Origin of the sequence: Campylobacter concisus, assembly GCF_003048375.1 — a bacterium.
Classification (GTDB): domain Bacteria; phylum Campylobacterota; class Campylobacteria; order Campylobacterales; family Campylobacteraceae; genus Campylobacter_A; species Campylobacter_A concisus_T.
In genome coordinates this window covers 737,919-753,865 of the sequence record NZ_CP021642.1, presented here as the reverse complement: position 1 = coordinate 753,865, position 15,947 = coordinate 737,919, and the positions used below count along the sequence as shown (strand labels likewise).

Sequence of the window (15,947 nt, the reverse complement as noted above, 5' to 3'; positions counted from 1 at the left end):
CTTAAATAATCTTAAATTTAACCTCACACAGCCTTTACGCCGTAAAATTTCATGATTTTATTGTGAATTAGTAGCGAGATATACATTATCGCAGCTCCTAAAATGAGCCTTGTTAGGTTGGCGTCCTTTTGCCAAAAGACTAAATTTACGATGATAGCCGCTGGTATGAGGGCGTTATTCATGATGGCAAGCACGCCGCTATCGACCTCGCAAGCCCCTTTGTTCCACATAAAATATCCCAGCCCACTAGCGACCGCTCCAAGCCACAAAAGTACCAAAGTTTGGGTTAGATCTACGTGAAATTTGGCTGGATTGCCAAGTGTTACGAGTGCGATCACTGCTACAAAAAACGCTCCAAAGTGAAAGTAGCCAAAGACCTTTTTTTGATCCACGTCATATCTCTCCAAAAGTGCCTTATACGCACTCTGCCCTGCTCCAAAGCAGATATTTGCTCCTTGCACTAGCAAAAAGCCCTTTATCGCCCCTTCGTTTATCGCGCCATACTTGATGATAAGCGCGCCAAAGACCGCAACGCCAACGCTAAAGAGATAAAGCGGTCTAAATTTAAAGCTAAACGCATCGTAGATCAGTGTCACATAAAACGGCGTGAAAATGGTAAAAAGCGCGACTTCTGGCACACTTAGATACAAAAACGAGTTGTAGTAGCAAAGATACATTAGCCCTATTTGCACCGCTCCTATGCCCATTATGCCAAGGGCTAGCTTTGGACTAACTCCTCGAAATTTCGTAAATGGCAAAAAAACTAGGCTTGCAAGTGCCACGCGCATAAAAACAGCCAAATAGCTATCGACCTTGCCAGCTAAAAACTCGCCTATCAAGCTAAAGCTAAACGCCCACAAAATGGTCACAAAGATCAGTTTATTCATTCTATCACCACCTCATTTATATTTCTTGCGCATTCAAAAAAGTATTCAAGCTTATTTAGCTCGAGCAAATCGCCATTTAAAATGAAATTTGCCCTGTCGCTAAAATTTTTCTCACTCACAAACAAAAACTGCTCAAATTTTACCTTGCCGCTAAGATAGCCATTTAGCAGGTCATTAAAGTCGCTATCAAGGCTATCTTGTTTTAGCGAGTCTAAATTTAGCCTAGCACTTAAGCCCTCTATCACGCCTCTTAGATCCTTTAGCCTAGCTATTATCCTGTTTTCTTCGTCGCTTAGATCAAGTGCGGCCTTTTGCTCCTCTATGCGCTTAGTTTGGCTTTGCTTGCTAAGGCTTAGGCTATCTGGCAGCTTCCACTCAAACTCCACTCTAGGCTTGTTTGCATCAGCGTATGCCTCAGCCATCTGTGAAGTCGTCCTCTCGCCTTTTTTAAAGCTGTTATTATTCACACTTTGCGTATCTTTTAAGTAAATTTTTGGAGCAAATTTACTCTTTTGCTTCTCATTTTCTTGCTCTTTTATATATTTTTCTTGCTCCATAGCCCCAAGCTTAGCGCTTAGATCATCCTTGCTAAAATCAGGCATCACTATCTTTGAGCCAGCATTAAAGCCGATCTCGCCGTTTGAGAGTAAATTTATCCTTGAGTTTAGCTCAGCTAGCTTAAGTCCAAGCTCGTCTAGCTCGGCTCTTTTTTTATTTAAGGTGAAATTTATCGCATCAAACTCGCTCTTATCTATCTCGCCATACTCAAACCAAAACTCATTTTCAGCCGCAGCCTTGGTAAAGCTATCTACAAATTTTGTCTCTAAATTTATCAGCGAATTTAGCGCAACAGCGTTAAAATAGACCTTTGCGACCTGAAAAGCGGTTAAATTCATCAGCTCTTCATCTTTGTAAATTTTCTCCACGCCCTTGTGGTCTAAAATCTTATCCGAAGCCTCACTAGCACCCCCGTCAAAGATGAGATACTCGACCTTTGCCGTTATCGAGCCAGCCTTTGTCATATATCCGCCCTTTAGCTCGTCAGGCACAAAGGTATATCTGCCATCAAGGGACAAATTTAGCTTGTTGCTCTTATTTTTATTTATATATTCATTTTTATTAAATTCTTTCAAACTCTCAAGCTTCGCACTTTGCGCCAGAGCGATGATCTCTAGTAAATTTCCAGCCCAAAGAGGCAAAGCAAAGAGCAAAACCGCCAAAATCTTCTTCAAATTCTCTCCCTTTCATAAAATTTTCTTATAAATTTATCAAGATTATAGACCCAAGCAAAAAGCACTGGCACGACAAGCAAGCTTAGCAAAGTCGAGCTAATGAGCCCAAAGATGATACTTATAGCCATAGGTGAGTTGGCCTCATAGCCAGCACCCCTGCTAAGAGCAAGTGGCAGCATGGCAAATATCATCGCAAAAGTGGTCATCAAAACAGCCCTTAGTCGCTTCTTAGCAGCCATTTTCACAGCTTCGTTTGCCTCCATGCCACTATTTGCAAAGTGGTTTGCAAAATCAACGACTAAGATGGCGTTTTTACCGACCATTCCAAAGAGCAAGATGACGCCAACCATGACAAATAGGCTAAATGGATTGCCGCTTATAAAAAGTCCGATCACGACGCCACAAAAGGCAAGCGGCATGGCAAGCATGATGAGAAATGGCAGCAAAAAGCTCTCATAAAGCGCAGCTAGCACCATGTAAATAAGCACTGCGCTAGCACTCACCGTAAAGATAAAAGAAGCGTTTGTATCGTCCATGAGCTCCACAAATCCAAGAAATTTATACTTGAAATTTGCTGGCAAAATTTCATCAAGCTTCTTTGAAATTTCATTTGCCACGCTATTTAGCGGAGCGTTATTTTTGGTATTTGCTAGAAATTTGATCTCATCTGCTCTATTAAACCTTGAAATGCTAGCTGGCTTTTGCTCGAAACTAATCGTCGCCACATCGCCAAGCGTGACAAAAAAGCCCTCGTTGCTTCTTATCTTGGTCTTTAAAATATCATTTGTATCGCTTCTAAATTTATCATCGAGGCGCATGTAAAGCTCATACTCTTTGCCATTTTCGTTTTCAAAAACAGAGACCTCGTTCTGGCTAAATGCGCTATAAACGGTGCTTGCAACGCTGGCTTTATCTAAATTTAGCCTCTTAGCCTTATCTTCATCGATAGAAATTTGCACACGCTTTAGCAGATCTTCTTCGGGCGAATTTACGTCCGTCGCGTCATTTATCTCTTTTAGCATCTTGCTGATCTTTGGTACAAATTTCTCTAGCTCTTTGCCATTTTCAGAGGTTATAGTAAGCTTAACTGGCTGCACATCGCCACCTTCAACCACCGGAAGATCAGCCACAATGACGCTCATATCGTCACTTTTTAGCTTGTCACGAAACCTCTGCATGATGGCGTTTTGCCGCTCGTGATTAGCTCTATCTTTTAGCTCCTTTAGCCTAACGTAAGCCTTTACAAGATAGGGCTGCTTGGCATCTGTATAGCCAAGGATGAAGTAGGCGTAAGCGACCTGAGGATCGGCATTTATGAGTGAAATTTTATCTTTTAGCCTCTCTTTGCTAGCTTGCAAGCTAAGTGAGGGATCAAGCTTAAAGTAGATGTTAAACTCCGAGTTATCCTCGCTTGGCATGAAGTCACCGCCTACAAATTTAGCCAGAGCAAATGAGCAAACAACTACCACAAGCGTTATGGCTAAAAATATGAGCTTAAATTTAAGCGCCAAGGCCAAAAGCTTCTCATAGCCATTTTCAAGCGCTTCAAAAAAGGGCTCGCTCTTTAGAAAAAAGCTGCTTTCTTTGGCATTTACAAACCTAGCACTTAGCGTTGGCACGAGAAAGATGCTCACAAAAAACGAGATGACGATGCCAGCTGCTACGCTCATGGCAAATGAGTTAAAGTACTTGCCGACGATGCCACTCATAAAGGCTATTGGCACAAAGACGCAAAGCAGCACGAGCGAGATCGCAAAGACGCTAAATGCTATCTCTTTTATACCTGCAAAGCTTGCTTTTAGGGCATTTGGCTCATCTTTTAGCTTGCTAGCGATATTTTCAGTGACGACTATCGCGTCGTCGATGAAAATTCCGATGCCAAGTGTGAGCGCTATGAGGCTTAGGCGGTTTATGTCGTAGCCTAGGGCATTTATGATGAAAAATGTCGCCACGATGCTAGTTGGTATCGCTACGACTGAGATGATGGTGATAGAGAAATTTCTTAAAAACAGATAGACGATCACGATGGTCAGCAAGACGCCTAGGATCATATCAAAGGCGGTTTGATCGATGTGCTTTTGTATCACTTCGCTCTTATCGTAGGCTACTTTTACGTCGTATTCATTGCCAAGTAGGCTTTTAAACTGCTCTAGCTTTGCTTTGGCTAGAGCGATCACGGTTAGAGCGTTTGCGTCTGGAGCTAGCTCAAGACCAAGCAAGACGCCACTTTTTTTATCCATTATCGCTGCTTCGTTTGCGTCTTTGTAAGCGAGATCAACACTTGCGATATCTTTTAAAAAGACCCCTTGTTTGATCGTTAAATTTCTTATCTCATCTATGCTTTTGGCACTGAAATTTGACTTGATCGCCATTTGGATCTGCTCATTTTCTATCTTGCCAAGTGGCGCTTTTAAATTTTCAACCTTTATCAAATTTGCCACTTCGTTTGCGCTAAGAGCGTTTTTATCAAGCTTAAATCTATCTAGTAAAATTTTCACCGCTGGCTCTAAAAAGCCATTTGTCTTAACCTTTGAAACACCGCTAATGCGCTCTAAAAATGGCTTTGCCACGTCATCTATCTCTTGCATGAGCTTAGTTTCGTTGCCATCAAGCCTTGTGATAAAGAGGCTAAATACAGAAGAAGAGAGCCCGTTTAGCTTTTCTATCTCGTAGTTTGCTCCAACTCTCGCCTTTTGCATCTTGTCGCGGACGTCGTTTGTAGCGCTCTCTAGGTCTTTGTTTAGCTCAAATTCGATGCTTACCACGCTTAGGTTGTCAAAGCTAGTTGAATAAAGCTTTTTTATCCCCTCGATGCTTGAGACCTCGTCCTCGATCTTTTGCGTGATCTTTGTCTTGATGTAGTTCATATCGCCGTTTGCGTAGGTCGTGATCTTAACGATTGGGATATTTACTTGCGGGTATAAATTTACATTCATCGTCTTTAGCGAGTATATGCCAAAGACAACGAGGCTTAAGAATATCATAAGCGTAGTTATGGGGCGGTTTATGGCTGTTTTTATCATTTATTTTCGCCGATTATCACTTTTCCTTGACCAAACATGCCTGGCTTTAGCCCGCTGTCATAAGCCTGGGCGTAAAATTTTCTAGTCTCTCTTTTTATCTCTGGGTAAATTAGTGCGATTTTTACCTCTTTTTCCTCGTTTGTCGCGTCAAGCTTAAATTTAAAAATGTCGCCAACTTTTACTAAATTTGCATATTTTTCATCGATCGCTATTAAAATTTTAGCCTCCTCGGAGTTTAAAACAAAGGCTGGCTGAAGCGGCGAAGCACTCTCGCCAAGCTCGACATTTTTACTAGCTATGACGCCATCAAAAGGAGCTTTTAAAACGGCCTTTTTAAGATGATCATCTGCGTTTAAAATGGCGATCTCAGCCGCTTGCACCCTAAGAGCTGCCTCATCAAATTTATACTTTACCTCATCAAATTCTTGCTTTGAAGTGACGTCCTTTACTTGGCTAAATTTATTAAAGGTGCTTTTAGCAAATTCTTTGGCATTTTTGGCAAGCGCTAGATCGTTTTTTGCCTTTTTTAGAGCGATCTCTAGGCTTGTTTGATCAAGGCTAGCTAAAGTGTCGCCCTTTTTAACGTGGTTTGAGACATCTACAAAAATTTTATCCACCTTGCCGCTGCTCTCAAATGCAAGCTTTGAGCTTTGCTTGGCATAGACTTCAAAATCAGCAAAAATCTCTTCTGCTGCAAATGAAAAGATGCAAAATATCATTAAAATTATCAGCTTTTTCAATCCCTAATCCTCTCTAAAATGCTCTCCCCACTCTCAAAAAAATACTCCGCCTTTTTTATCTCCAGCTCATCTTTCGCCCCTTCAAAAAGGCTAATAGCGTCAAATTTCTGAGAGAGTGCTTCAAGCAAGTCGCTATACCCTAAAAGCCCAGAGTTATATTTTTCATAGCTCGCTTTAAGCGCAAGTTCGCTTGCTTTTACATACTCATTTAGAGAGGCGATCTTTGAGCTAAGAGTTGCGATCTCGTTTTGTAAATTTTTAAGTTTGGTCTCATTTTCACGCTTTTTATACTCTAAATTTAACCTCGCTTCATCAAGCGCGATCTTGCTAGCTTGGCTCATCTTGCTAGTGGCAAAAAAGTCAAAAATTTTCCACCTAAAGCTAACGCCAAATTTATTGCCGTGGGTATCTTCTTTTAGATATTTATCAAGATATGGGCGATAAGCGCTATATTTGCCAAGGTCGATGTCGTAGTTATTTTTGTAAAATCCATAAGTGTCATAAAGCGAAATTTGAGGCAAAAAGCCAGCTCTTGTCTCGCTAAGCTTAGCCTCGCTTAAAGATATATCTTGACTTAGCCTATCAAGCTCAGCGTTTTTTGAAGATAAATTTGAGCTAATCTCAGCCATTTTTGCCCCGCTAAGTGGAGAAATTTGCTCGCCTGTTAGCAAATTTATCTCATTTAAAATTTGCTCCATTTTATTTTTGTATTCAAGCTGCGTGCTGTTTGCTAGGTGGTATTTTGCCCGCACATTTTCTAGCTCATCTTTTGGGGCAAGTCCTGCTTTATTTGCCTTTTCAAGCTTGTCTAAAACGCCTTTTAAGAAATTTGCCTGAGCATTTTTGGCGGCTATTATATTTTCAAGTGCGCAGGCGTTAAAGTATAAATTTACAGTCTTAAAGGCAAGGTAGTTTTTGGCTTCATCACTCGCGATGGCAGCTTTGTTTTTTAAAAGCTGGCTCATCTTTAGCCTAGCCTCTCTCGCCCCGCCGTCGTATAGTAAAAAATCGATCCTTGCTAGCACGCCAGCTGACTCTTTGGCGACTATGCTTGGGAAGGTGCTTGCGTTTTTGCCGTATGAGCCCTCTAGGCTAAGACTTGGCAAGTAGGCACTTGATGTCGCTTCATCGTTTAAATTTGCTCTTTTTAACTCAAGCTCTTTGATCTTTGAAATTTCGTTTTGAGTGGCCTTGTTTGCTATCTCGCTTAAATTTGATCCAAATAGCGCCAAAGGCAAAAGTGCTAATAAAATTTTTTTCATCAGTGAAAGCTCTTTACGAGGTTTCCTATTAGCAAATTCCAGCCATCAACTAGCACAAAGATAAGTAGCTTAAATGGCAGCGAGATCATGACGGGAGGTAGCATCATCATACCCATCGCCATCAAAACGGAGCTTACGACCATGTCGATAACTAAAAATGGCAGATAGAGCAAAAATGCTATCTCAAAAGATGTCTTTAGCTCGCTTATCATAAAGGCTGACATAGCGATACTTAGCGGGATATCCTCGATATTTGCTGGATTTTGCAAATTTCTTATCCTAAAAAATAACGCAAGATCCTTTTCTCTAGTGTTTTTCACCATAAATTCTTTAAAGGGCTTTAAACTCTTATCAAGCATCTCCTCATAGCCTATCTGCTCAGCTATATAAGGCTTTATGCCCTCATCGTAGCTTCTTTGCCCAACTGGCTCCATGATGAAAAATGTAAGCACCATCGCAAGCGAGATAAGCACCGTTGAAGGCGGCACTTGCTGCGTGCCCATCGCTTGACGTAAAAATGAAAATACAATGACAAGGCGCAAAAAGCTCGTCATCATAAAGATGAGTGAAGGAGCGAGTGCTAGTGCGGTGAGTATTAGTAAAACATTTAGTGAATTTACAAGCTGCTCGGCATTTTGCGGTGAATTTAGGCTTAAATTTATAGTTGGTAGCGCAGGATCAGCACCAAAAACTACACAAAACAAAACCGCTAAACTAAGCAGTGCTTTCACGACTAATTCCTCGTATCAAGGATACTTTTCTTAGTAGCCTCTTTATTTTTTGGCTCAAGCGAGACGAAGTGAATTTCTACCCTATTGTTTTTGGCTCTGCCCTCCTCTGTGCTGTTACTAGCGATCGGATCAAAAGAGGCTCTGCCAGAAGTGATAAGCCTCTCTTGTGGAACGCCATCGCTAACTAGCTCTTCAAGCACACTTAGTGCCCTTGCGGTAGAGAGCTGCCAGTTGTTTTTGTATATAGAGTCTTTGCTTGGATTTGTATTATCAGTGTATCCGATGATATCTGTTTTTACCTCATTTGGCATTTTGGCTATGATCATGCCTATTCGCTTTAAAAAGAGCTTCGCATCCTCGCCAGAAATTTCAGCGCTATCTTTGTCAAAGAGCATCGCAGCTGGAAGCCTAACGATAAAGCCATCCTCGCTCTCCTCCATCGTGATCTCAGGTGCCCCGCTAGCCGTTAGTAGCTCATTTATCTTTTTAACAGTCGAAGTGACCTCGTTTTGAGCGCCTTTTTGAGCTTTTGGCTTTGGAGTGCGTCTGCTTTCAGGATCTGTCTCTTTTTCTACCTGACTATCTGGTCTTGCACCACCCTCTAGTACGCTTAATGCACCAGCTAGTGAGCCAACAGCAGCCTCCATCTTTTTAGCATCCATCGTCGCCATAGAAAGGAGCAAAACGAAGAAGCAAAGTAGGAGTGACATAAGGTCACCAAATGATGCCAGCCACTCAGGCATGCACTTTGGGCACTCTTCTGGTTTTATTAACTTACCCATTATTCAAACTGACTTTTTCTATCTTTTGGAGGTAAAAATGCTAAAAGCTTAGCCTCAAGCGTTCTTGGGTTATCCCCTGCTTGTATCGCCATGATACCCTCTAAAATAACTTGTTTCTCAAGTGCCTCATCAGCATCGCGGATCGAGAGGATATTTGCAACAGGCGCGCCGATGATGTTACCTATCATTGAGCCATAAAGCGTCGTAAGCAAGGCGACCGCCATAGATGGACCGATCGCACTAGGATCTGACATGTTAAGAAGCATCGCAACAAGACCAATAAGCGTACCGATCATACCCATCGCACCAGCAAAACCGCCAACTTGCTCGAAAATTTTGATGTTGTTTGCATGCCTTGTGCTAGTCTGATCTATATCGATCTCTAAAAGCGCTCTGATCGCATCTGGCTCATTGCCATCGACCGCCATCGAAAGACCTTTTTTTAAAAACTGATTTGATTCGTTATTTACTTCGCTCTCAAGTGCTAAGATGCCATCTCGCCTAGCTTTGGTTGAGTAATCAACTACTTTTTTTATAGTCTCAGGTAAATTTACAGCAACTGATGGCTTAACAGCGACACCATAAAATTTACCAACACCTTTAAGCGTCTCCATCTTGAAGCCAACCATCATAACGCCGATAGTACCACCAAAAACGATCATCACAGAAGGGATATCGATGTATGGTCCTATACCAACGCCTATCGCCATTGATCCAAACAAAAGCACCAGGGTCAAAACCCAGCCGACGACGGTTCCTAAATCCATTTAAACTCGCTTTATTTATAAATTCTTAAGAATTGCTATTTTATTAGCTTTTTGTTGAAACAATCGTTAAATTAAAAAAAATGTTTGCCATTTTTTGCTACAATCTGCGAAATTTTTAACGTTAAAAGGCTTAAAAATGAACAATAATACTTCAATCATAATCCTAGCTGCTGGTCTTGGTACCAGGATGAAATCAAAACGCCCAAAAGTTCTATTTGAGCTATGCGGCGAGCCAATGATTATTCACATCTTAAAGCAAGCTTATGCGATCACAAACGACGTTAGCGTCGTGCTTCACTACGAAAAAGAGTTAATTAGCAAAAAGATAAAAGAAATTTTCCCTCAAACTAAAATTTTCGAGCAAGATCTAGCAAATTTCCCAGGCACTGCTGGCGCGATAAAGAGCGTAAATTTAAGCGGCGAAAAGGTGCTTGTCACTTGCGGCGATATGCCACTTGTTAGATCAACTGACCTTATGCGTCTAGCAAATGCCGAAGCAGACGTGGTTATGAGCTCATTTGAAGCAGCAAATCCTTTTGGCTACGGCAGAGTTATCATAAAAAACGGCAAAGTTGAGGCCATCGTCGAGCAAAAAGATGCGAGCGAAGCGCAGCTTGCTATAAAAAGCGTAAATGCTGGCTGCTACTGCTTTAAACGCGAGGCGCTAGAGCAAATTTTACCGCTCATAAGCAACCAAAACGCGCAAAAAGAGTACTATTTAACTGACGCCATAAAAATCGCAAACGAAAAGGGCTTAAAGTGCGTTGCAGTAAATGTTAATGAGCAAAATTTCATGGGCATAAATGATAAATTTCAGCTAAGCATCGCTGAAAAAATCATGCAAGATGAGATCAAGCAAAATTTGATGAAAGCTGGCGTTTTGATGCGCATGCCTGAGAGCATTTTCATAGACAGCAGAGCTAAATTTGAAGGCGAGTGCGTGCTAGAAGAAAACGTCAGTATCCTTGGCGAGTGCGTCATCACTGAGAGCATCATTAAAAGCTCATCAGTGATAGAAAGTAGCATCATCAAAAACTCAGACATCGGGCCACTAGCTCATATAAGGCCAAATTCTGAAATCTCTGACACACATATAGGAAATTTTGTCGAGGTTAAAAAGGGCGTCCTTAGCGGCGTAAAAGCTGGGCACTTAAGTTATCTTGGCGACTGCGAGATAGAAAGTGGTACAAATATCGGTTGTGGCACGATCACATGCAACTACGACGGCAAGGCAAAATACAAAACCAAAATCGGCAAAAACGTATTTGTTGGCTCAGATACGCAGCTAGTCGCCCCTGTAAATATCGCTGATAACGTCATCATCGCAGCTGGCAGCACCATCACAAAAGACGTTGAGAGCGGCGCTCTAGCTATCAGCAGAGGTCGTCAAGAGAACAAAAGCGGCTTTTTTGAGAAATTCTTTGGCAAAGACGATGTTAAAAAATAAGAAAATTTTACTTGCCGTTTGCGGCAGTATCGCCTTTTATAAGGCATTCGAAATTTTATCGCTGCTTAAAAAGCAAGGCGCTGATGTTTATGTGGCTTTAAGCGACGGAGCGCTTGAATTTTGCAGTGTAAGCGGCTTTGAGGCGCTAAGTGAGCATAAAATTTTAAGCTCACAAACGCAAAACTGGCAAGACGGCGTAAATCACATAGCCTACTCTAAAATGGATATAGTTCTCATCGCACCTGCCTCGGTAAATACGATAAATAAGCTAACAGCTGGCATCTGCGATAATGTCTTTATGCAAACGCTAATCGCCGCCTCGCACGTGCCTTTAGTCGTTGCCCCAGCTGCAAATAACAATATGATCGAGCATTTTGCGACGCAAAATTCACTTGAAATTTTAAAGAAAAACGGCGCTTTAGTAGTTGAGCCAGTGCTTAAAACTCTAGCTTGTGGTGACATTGGCAAGGGTGCTTTAGCAAGTCCTGAAGTGATAGTTGAAGCTGTCATTAAAAGGCTTAGCAAGCCACTTTTTGCAGGCAAAAAAGTGGTGATCACAGGCGGCGCGACAACCGAAAAGATAGATGATGTAAGAGCCATTACAAATTTCTCAAGCGGCAAGATGGCAAGAGCCTTGGCTAGAGCCTTTTACTACGCAGGTGCAGAGGTAAAACTGCTTGCTAGCTTTGAAACTAGTAGCGAGCCGTTTCTTAGCCTTAAATTTAGCTCAAGTAGAGAGCTCTTAGAGCTTTGCAAGAGCGAGTGTGAGGACGCAAATTTGCTTGTAATGTGCGCTGCTGTGAGTGATTTTGTACCGACAAAAATTGATGGCAAGATAAAAAAAGAGAACGTTGGCGAAGTTTTAAATTTAAGCCTAAACAAAAATGTAGATATTTTGCAAAGTTTAAGTAAATTTAGCTGTAAAAAGATCGGCTTTAAACTTGAGATTTCAAACGAAAACGCTCTTAAAAGCGCAAGATCAATGCTAGAGAAAAAATCGCTTGACGCAGTTTGTCTAAATATTTTGGGCGAGAAAAATGGCTTTGCAAGCGAGCAAAACGAGGTAAATTTCATCACAAAAAATAACGAGATTTTACTACCGCTTGCCTCAAAAGATGAGATCGCAGGGCGCATAGTGGAGCTAGCAGCAAATTTATGATAGAGCAGATCTCACGCGTCCAAAAGATAGCAAAAAACAGCCAAGCTCCGCTAGTAGCGATAAATTCGTCCTTGCCGCTTAGCATTTTGGTGAGCCAAAAGGTCGGTTTTAACAGATATATCTTAAATTTCGCAAATAGAAATTTAAACACAAAAAGTGTAAAAGAGCTAAACGTGGGCTCAAGATACTGGGGCGAGGTGCATAGTCAGGGCGAAAACATCGTCATAAAAAATTTATACGAAAAACCAAAAATTTTAGATGAGGACGTTTTGGCTGACGGGTTAAATTTGATAGAAAATTTGGTAAAAAACGAAAATTTATCGTGGCTTTACAGCTATTTATTTAAAAACTTAAGCGAAGTTAAAACAAAAGATGAGATGAGAGTGCTAGCAAAAATGCTCTTTGCTCTGCAAGAAAATGTCGTGCATATACCCTTTGCATATAGCGGTACAAACGGCATTTTTCAGCTTAAAAAAGAGGCAAATGAGATGAGAGTTTTTCTTGTTTTTTCAAATTTTGCGCCGCTTATTTTTAAATTTAAAGATGAAAATTTATATGAGATCGCAACTCCATTTAGCAACGTCGCAAGCTTGCTAAAAAGCGAATTTGACACGCCAGTTTTGGTGCAAAACGTAAGCGCTCTTTGGAGCAAAAAAGAGCAGATAATTGACTTTAAAGGCTAGATATTGAACAAACTTAACCACCTCGCTATCATCATGGACGGCAACGGACGCTGGGCGAAAAAGCGTGGATTTTTGCGGACAAATGGGCACGAGGCCGGAGCAAATGTGGTGAGCGATATGTGCGAATTTTGCATCGACAATGGAGTAAAAATTTTAAGCCTTTACGCATTTAGCACCGAAAACTGGAAAAGACCGCAAAAAGAGGTTGATTTTTTGATGAATTTGCTTAAAAAATTTCTTCTTTTAAAGCGTGATGATTTTATAAAAAATGGGATCAAATTTAACACGATCGGCGATATCTCGCCATTTAGCGATGAGCTAAAAAATGAGATAGAGATCACCAAAGACGCAACAAGGGAAAATGCAAATTTACTTTTAAATTTAGCGATAAACTACGGCTCAAAAGATGAGATTATAAGAGCTGTGCGAAAACTAAATTTAAAAGGCTGCGAGATAGATGAAGCGAGCCTAAATGCGGCACTTGATGAGAGTGAGCCGGTGGATCTTCTCATTAGAACTGGTGGCGAGAGCAGGCTTTCAAATTTCATGCTCTGGCAGGCAAGCTACGCGGAGCTATTTTTCACACCGACACTTTGGCCAGACTTTGGCAAGGATGAGCTTGCAAACATCGTGGCTAAATTTAAAGATATAGAGCGAAGATTTGGCGGAGTTTAGTGGGATAATGGATATTTTAGTCATCTTTTTTGCCGTTTTTGCTTTTGTTCTTGGCATCTGCGTGGGGTCATTTTCAAATGTGCTGATATACCGCTTGCCACGAAGTGAAAGTATAAATTTCCCAGCCTCGCACTGCCCAAAATGCTCTCACAAGCTAAATTTTTATCACAATATCCCGCTTTTTTCATGGCTATTTTTAGGCGGCAAATGCGCCTTTTGCAAGCAAAAGATAAGCCTTGTCTATCCGCTGGTTGAGCTAGCCTCTGGGCTACTTTTTCTGATCTGTTTTTTTAAAGAGTGCGGCGAAATTTTAAGCGTAGAAACCTTGCTTTATGCGCTATTTTTAGGGCTTTGCTTTATCATGCTACTAGCCCTTAGCGTCATAGACATAAGGTATAAAGCCGTGCCAGATGCGCTCCTTTTTGCGGCGCTATTTTTCGCATTTGCCTATGCCCTGCTACTTTTTATCTTTAAAGGAAATTTTGCTCAAATTTTAAATTTGATCCTCTTTGGATTTATCTTTTGGGCGCTTAGATTTGTCGTGAGCTATGCGATGAAAAAAGAAGCCATGGGCAGTGCTGACATATTTATCGCAGCGATCATCGGAGCTATTTTACCAGCCAAGCTAGCCCTTGTGGCGATCTATCTGGCCGCACTTCTTACGCTTCCAGTCTATGCGCTCGTTCGCAAAAAGGGCTACGAGCTAGCCTTTGTGCCATTTTTAAGCCTAGGACTGCTTGTCACCTACGCTTTTGATGGGCAAATTTTAGAAATTTTAAGGTTCATTTATGAGTAGAGTAAATAAATATCTTTTGTTTAACTTTTTAGGCACGTTCGCATCGCTATTTAGTACGCTTTTTTTGATCATGTCGATCGTCTTTTTCATCCAGATCGCGCGTATCACTTCATACATCGAGATCAGCTTTGGCGAGCTCTTTAAACTCTACTCATTTATGCTCCCACGCGTGCTGCTCTTTGTCGTGCCTATCGCATTTTTCGTCTCACTTGCGATGACACTTTTTAGGCTATCAAAAGAAAATGAAAGCATCGTTATCTTCACACTTGGTGGCTCGCCAAATAAAATAGCAAGATTTTTCTTAGCTTTTTCAGCCCTTTTAAGCGCTGCCTTGCTGATAGTTGCCATCGTCATGATACCAATAGCCGCCCAGCTAAATGCAAATTTTATCGACTATAAAAAGACGGTTGCTAAGCTAAATTTAAAGCCAACCCAGTTTGGACAAAAATTCTCCGACTGGATGGTCTATGTGGGCAGCGAAAGCGAAGACAAAAATGGCACAACCTACAAAGATATCGTGATGTTTAACCCCTTTGTCAAAGACTCACAGCGCCTAATAACCGCCAAAAACGCAAAGATCATAAACGTGGGTCAAAGTGTAGAGCTATTTTTAAACGAGGGCAAAATGTATGACATCAGAGATGAAATTTATCACCAAAGCAACTTCAAATCAATGAAGATAAGAACCGCCCAAAGCGAGGAGATAAGCGACGTTGGCAGCATCAAAGAGTACTGGATGGATGCAGTTAGCAGCGATAAACGCCGAAAAGACCTTAGCACCTACGTCCTAGTGGCCCTCTTCCCGCTTGCTAGCACGCTCTTTGCGATCAGCCTTGGCATCGTCACATATAGATACGAAAAGGGCATGGTCTATGTGGGCACTTTTGGCGTTTTGTTTGGCTATTTTACGCTTATCATGCTCTTTTCATCAAAGCCGTCCCTTGCGATACCGCTCATATTTTTCGTATTTTTACTAGCTGGCGTCTTGCTTTATAAAGCCAAGATCACACGAAGATACTGATGAAAATTCAGCTAATCTACAGCTACGATGGCTCGAAATTTCAAGGCTCACAGACTCAGCCGCATGAAAACGGCGTAGAAGATGAACTTGCTCGCGCCCTAGCTCACGTTGGCATTTTTGAAAGAGTGATCTCTAGCTCGCGCACCGACAAAAGCGTGCATGCAAACAACCAAAGCTCAAGCGTCGTTTGCGGCGATCACTTTAAAGATCTAAATCGCCTAAAAGATCTTATAAACCGCCACGCACACCCAAGCATTCATATAAAACGCATAAATTTAGTGGATGAGAGCTTTCAGGCTAGATTTGACGCGGTCGCAAGGTCTTATAGATATGTGATAGATCACGGCAAATTTGATGTTTTTAGCTCAAACTACAAGGTGTTTTTGCCTAAATTTGATACCAGAAAAGCAAATGAAATTTTGCGAAATTTTATCGGCGAGCATGATTTTAGCGCATATATGAAAACTGGAAGCGACACAAAAAGCCCAGTGCGCGAAATCTACAAAGCGTTTTGCTACACATACAAAGAGCAAACTATCATCATTTTTAAGGCAAATGGCTTTTTGCGCGGTCAAGTGCGCCTCATGGTTGCAAATTTACTAAAAGCGCTAAAGCAAAAAGACGGCAGCGAGCTCATCAAAGCTTCGCTAAATGGACGTCCTGCTCTAACTCGCATACCAGCACCTGCAGAAGGGCTATATCTAAATAGAGTTTTTTATAAATTTAACTAATCTCAAAAAGT

The 15,947-nt window shown here is 41.4% G+C and carries 15 protein-coding genes; 7 read left to right on the top strand and 8 right to left on the bottom strand.

Annotation, left to right across the window (positions count from 1 at the left end; all coding sequences use genetic code 11):
- Positions 1 to 23: 23 nt before the first annotated feature.
- Genes CCS77_RS03770 through CCS77_RS03735 form a run of 8 tightly spaced genes read right to left on the bottom strand, consistent with a single transcriptional unit; the run spans position 24 to position 9,424 of the window.
- On the bottom strand, positions 24 to 887 hold the full coding sequence (locus CCS77_RS03770; RefSeq protein ID WP_107916607.1) for an EamA family transporter: 864 nt from the start codon (positions 885 to 887) through the stop codon (positions 24 to 26).
- Positions 884 to 2,119 (bottom strand): TolC family protein, encoded by a 1,236-nt coding sequence (locus CCS77_RS03765; RefSeq protein WP_107916606.1) that lies wholly within the window; start codon positions 2,117 to 2,119, stop codon positions 884 to 886. Before CCS77_RS03765 ends, CCS77_RS03770 begins: the two co-directional genes overlap by 4 nt.
- Entirely contained in the window at positions 2,116 to 5,142 is a 3,027-nt protein-coding gene (locus CCS77_RS03760; RefSeq protein WP_107916605.1) for an efflux RND transporter permease subunit, read from the bottom strand. Before CCS77_RS03760 ends, CCS77_RS03765 begins: the two co-directional genes overlap by 4 nt.
- Positions 5,139 to 5,882 carry an efflux RND transporter periplasmic adaptor subunit gene (locus CCS77_RS03755; RefSeq protein WP_107916604.1) on the bottom strand — a complete coding sequence of 248 codons (744 nt, stop codon included), beginning with the start codon at positions 5,880 to 5,882 and terminating at the stop codon, positions 5,139 to 5,141. The genes CCS77_RS03760 and CCS77_RS03755 overlap by 4 nt, the downstream gene beginning before the upstream one ends.
- The gene (locus CCS77_RS03750) at positions 5,879 to 7,144 is read right to left on the bottom strand and encodes a TolC family protein (protein WP_107916603.1); all 1,266 of its coding nucleotides are present in this window, start codon (positions 7,142 to 7,144) and stop codon (positions 5,879 to 5,881) included. The genes CCS77_RS03755 and CCS77_RS03750 overlap by 4 nt, the downstream gene beginning before the upstream one ends.
- Positions 7,144 to 7,866 carry a flagellar type III secretion system pore protein FliP gene (gene fliP / locus CCS77_RS03745; protein ID WP_196779718.1) on the bottom strand — a complete coding sequence of 241 codons (723 nt, stop codon included), beginning with the start codon at positions 7,864 to 7,866 and terminating at the stop codon, positions 7,144 to 7,146. The genes CCS77_RS03750 and fliP overlap by 1 nt, the downstream gene beginning before the upstream one ends.
- An 11-nt stretch (positions 7,867 to 7,877) precedes the next feature.
- Positions 7,878 to 8,657 carry a flagellar motor protein MotB gene (locus CCS77_RS03740; protein ID WP_107916602.1) on the bottom strand — a complete coding sequence of 260 codons (780 nt, stop codon included), beginning with the start codon at positions 8,655 to 8,657 and terminating at the stop codon, positions 7,878 to 7,880.
- Positions 8,657 to 9,424 (bottom strand): motility protein A, encoded by a 768-nt coding sequence (locus CCS77_RS03735; protein ID WP_107916601.1) that lies wholly within the window; start codon positions 9,422 to 9,424, stop codon positions 8,657 to 8,659. The genes CCS77_RS03740 and CCS77_RS03735 overlap by 1 nt, the downstream gene beginning before the upstream one ends.
- Before the next feature lie 136 nt (positions 9,425 to 9,560).
- Here CCS77_RS03735 and glmU point away from each other — a divergent pair, with 136 nt between their 5' ends.
- From glmU to truA, 7 genes are read left to right on the top strand one after another with little or no spacing between them, the layout of a single operon-like run.
- Positions 9,561 to 10,871, top strand: a complete 1,311-nt coding sequence (gene glmU, locus CCS77_RS03730; RefSeq protein WP_107916600.1) for a bifunctional UDP-N-acetylglucosamine diphosphorylase/glucosamine-1-phosphate N-acetyltransferase GlmU — start codon at positions 9,561 to 9,563, stop codon at positions 10,869 to 10,871.
- On the top strand, positions 10,858 to 12,030 hold the full coding sequence (gene coaBC, locus CCS77_RS03725) for a bifunctional phosphopantothenoylcysteine decarboxylase/phosphopantothenate--cysteine ligase CoaBC (RefSeq protein WP_107916599.1): 1,173 nt from the start codon (positions 10,858 to 10,860) through the stop codon (positions 12,028 to 12,030). The genes glmU and coaBC overlap by 14 nt, the downstream gene beginning before the upstream one ends.
- Entirely contained in the window at positions 12,027 to 12,713 is a 687-nt protein-coding gene (locus CCS77_RS03720; protein WP_107916598.1) for a hypothetical protein, read from the top strand. The genes coaBC and CCS77_RS03720 overlap by 4 nt, the downstream gene beginning before the upstream one ends.
- Positions 12,714 to 12,716: 3 nt before the next feature.
- Positions 12,717 to 13,388, top strand: coding sequence for a polyprenyl diphosphate synthase (uppS, locus tag CCS77_RS03715; RefSeq protein WP_107916597.1), 672 nt, complete (start codon positions 12,717 to 12,719; stop codon positions 13,386 to 13,388).
- A gap of 7 nt (positions 13,389 to 13,395) precedes the next feature.
- Complete coding sequence (locus CCS77_RS03710) at positions 13,396 to 14,184, top strand: prepilin peptidase (RefSeq protein ID WP_107917289.1); 789 nt, start codon at positions 13,396 to 13,398, stop codon at positions 14,182 to 14,184.
- The gene (locus tag CCS77_RS03705; protein WP_107916596.1) at positions 14,177 to 15,205 is read left to right on the top strand and encodes an LptF/LptG family permease; all 1,029 of its coding nucleotides are present in this window, start codon (positions 14,177 to 14,179) and stop codon (positions 15,203 to 15,205) included. The genes CCS77_RS03710 and CCS77_RS03705 overlap by 8 nt, the downstream gene beginning before the upstream one ends.
- Positions 15,205 to 15,936, top strand: a complete 732-nt coding sequence (gene truA, locus CCS77_RS03700; protein WP_107916595.1) for a tRNA pseudouridine(38-40) synthase TruA — start codon at positions 15,205 to 15,207, stop codon at positions 15,934 to 15,936. Before CCS77_RS03705 ends, truA begins: the two co-directional genes overlap by 1 nt.
- Positions 15,937 to 15,947 lie beyond the last annotated feature (11 nt).

Excerpts from the sequence above, each read along its gene's own strand:
- truA (WP_107916595.1), top strand. The coding sequence starts at position 15,205 with ATGAAAATTCAGCTAATCTACAGCTACGATGGCTCGAAATTTCAAGGC.
- CCS77_RS03750 (WP_107916603.1), bottom strand. The coding sequence starts at position 7,144 with ATGAAAAAAATTTTATTAGCACTTTTGCCTTTGGCGCTATTTGGATCA.
- CCS77_RS03710 (WP_107917289.1), top strand. The coding sequence starts at position 13,396 with ATGGATATTTTAGTCATCTTTTTTGCCGTTTTTGCTTTTGTTCTTGGC.
- CCS77_RS03760 (WP_107916605.1), bottom strand. The coding sequence starts at position 5,142 with ATGATAAAAACAGCCATAAACCGCCCCATAACTACGCTTATGATATTC.
- coaBC (WP_107916599.1), top strand. The coding sequence starts at position 10,858 with ATGTTAAAAAATAAGAAAATTTTACTTGCCGTTTGCGGCAGTATCGCC.
- CCS77_RS03740 (WP_107916602.1), bottom strand. The coding sequence starts at position 8,657 with ATGGGTAAGTTAATAAAACCAGAAGAGTGCCCAAAGTGCATGCCTGAG.
- glmU (WP_107916600.1), top strand. The coding sequence starts at position 9,561 with ATGAACAATAATACTTCAATCATAATCCTAGCTGCTGGTCTTGGTACC.
- CCS77_RS03720 (WP_107916598.1), top strand. The coding sequence starts at position 12,027 with ATGATAGAGCAGATCTCACGCGTCCAAAAGATAGCAAAAAACAGCCAA.
- CCS77_RS03705 (WP_107916596.1), top strand. The coding sequence starts at position 14,177 with ATGAGTAGAGTAAATAAATATCTTTTGTTTAACTTTTTAGGCACGTTC.
- CCS77_RS03735 (WP_107916601.1), bottom strand. The coding sequence starts at position 9,424 with ATGGATTTAGGAACCGTCGTCGGCTGGGTTTTGACCCTGGTGCTTTTG.
- CCS77_RS03770 (WP_107916607.1), bottom strand. The coding sequence starts at position 887 with ATGAATAAACTGATCTTTGTGACCATTTTGTGGGCGTTTAGCTTTAGC.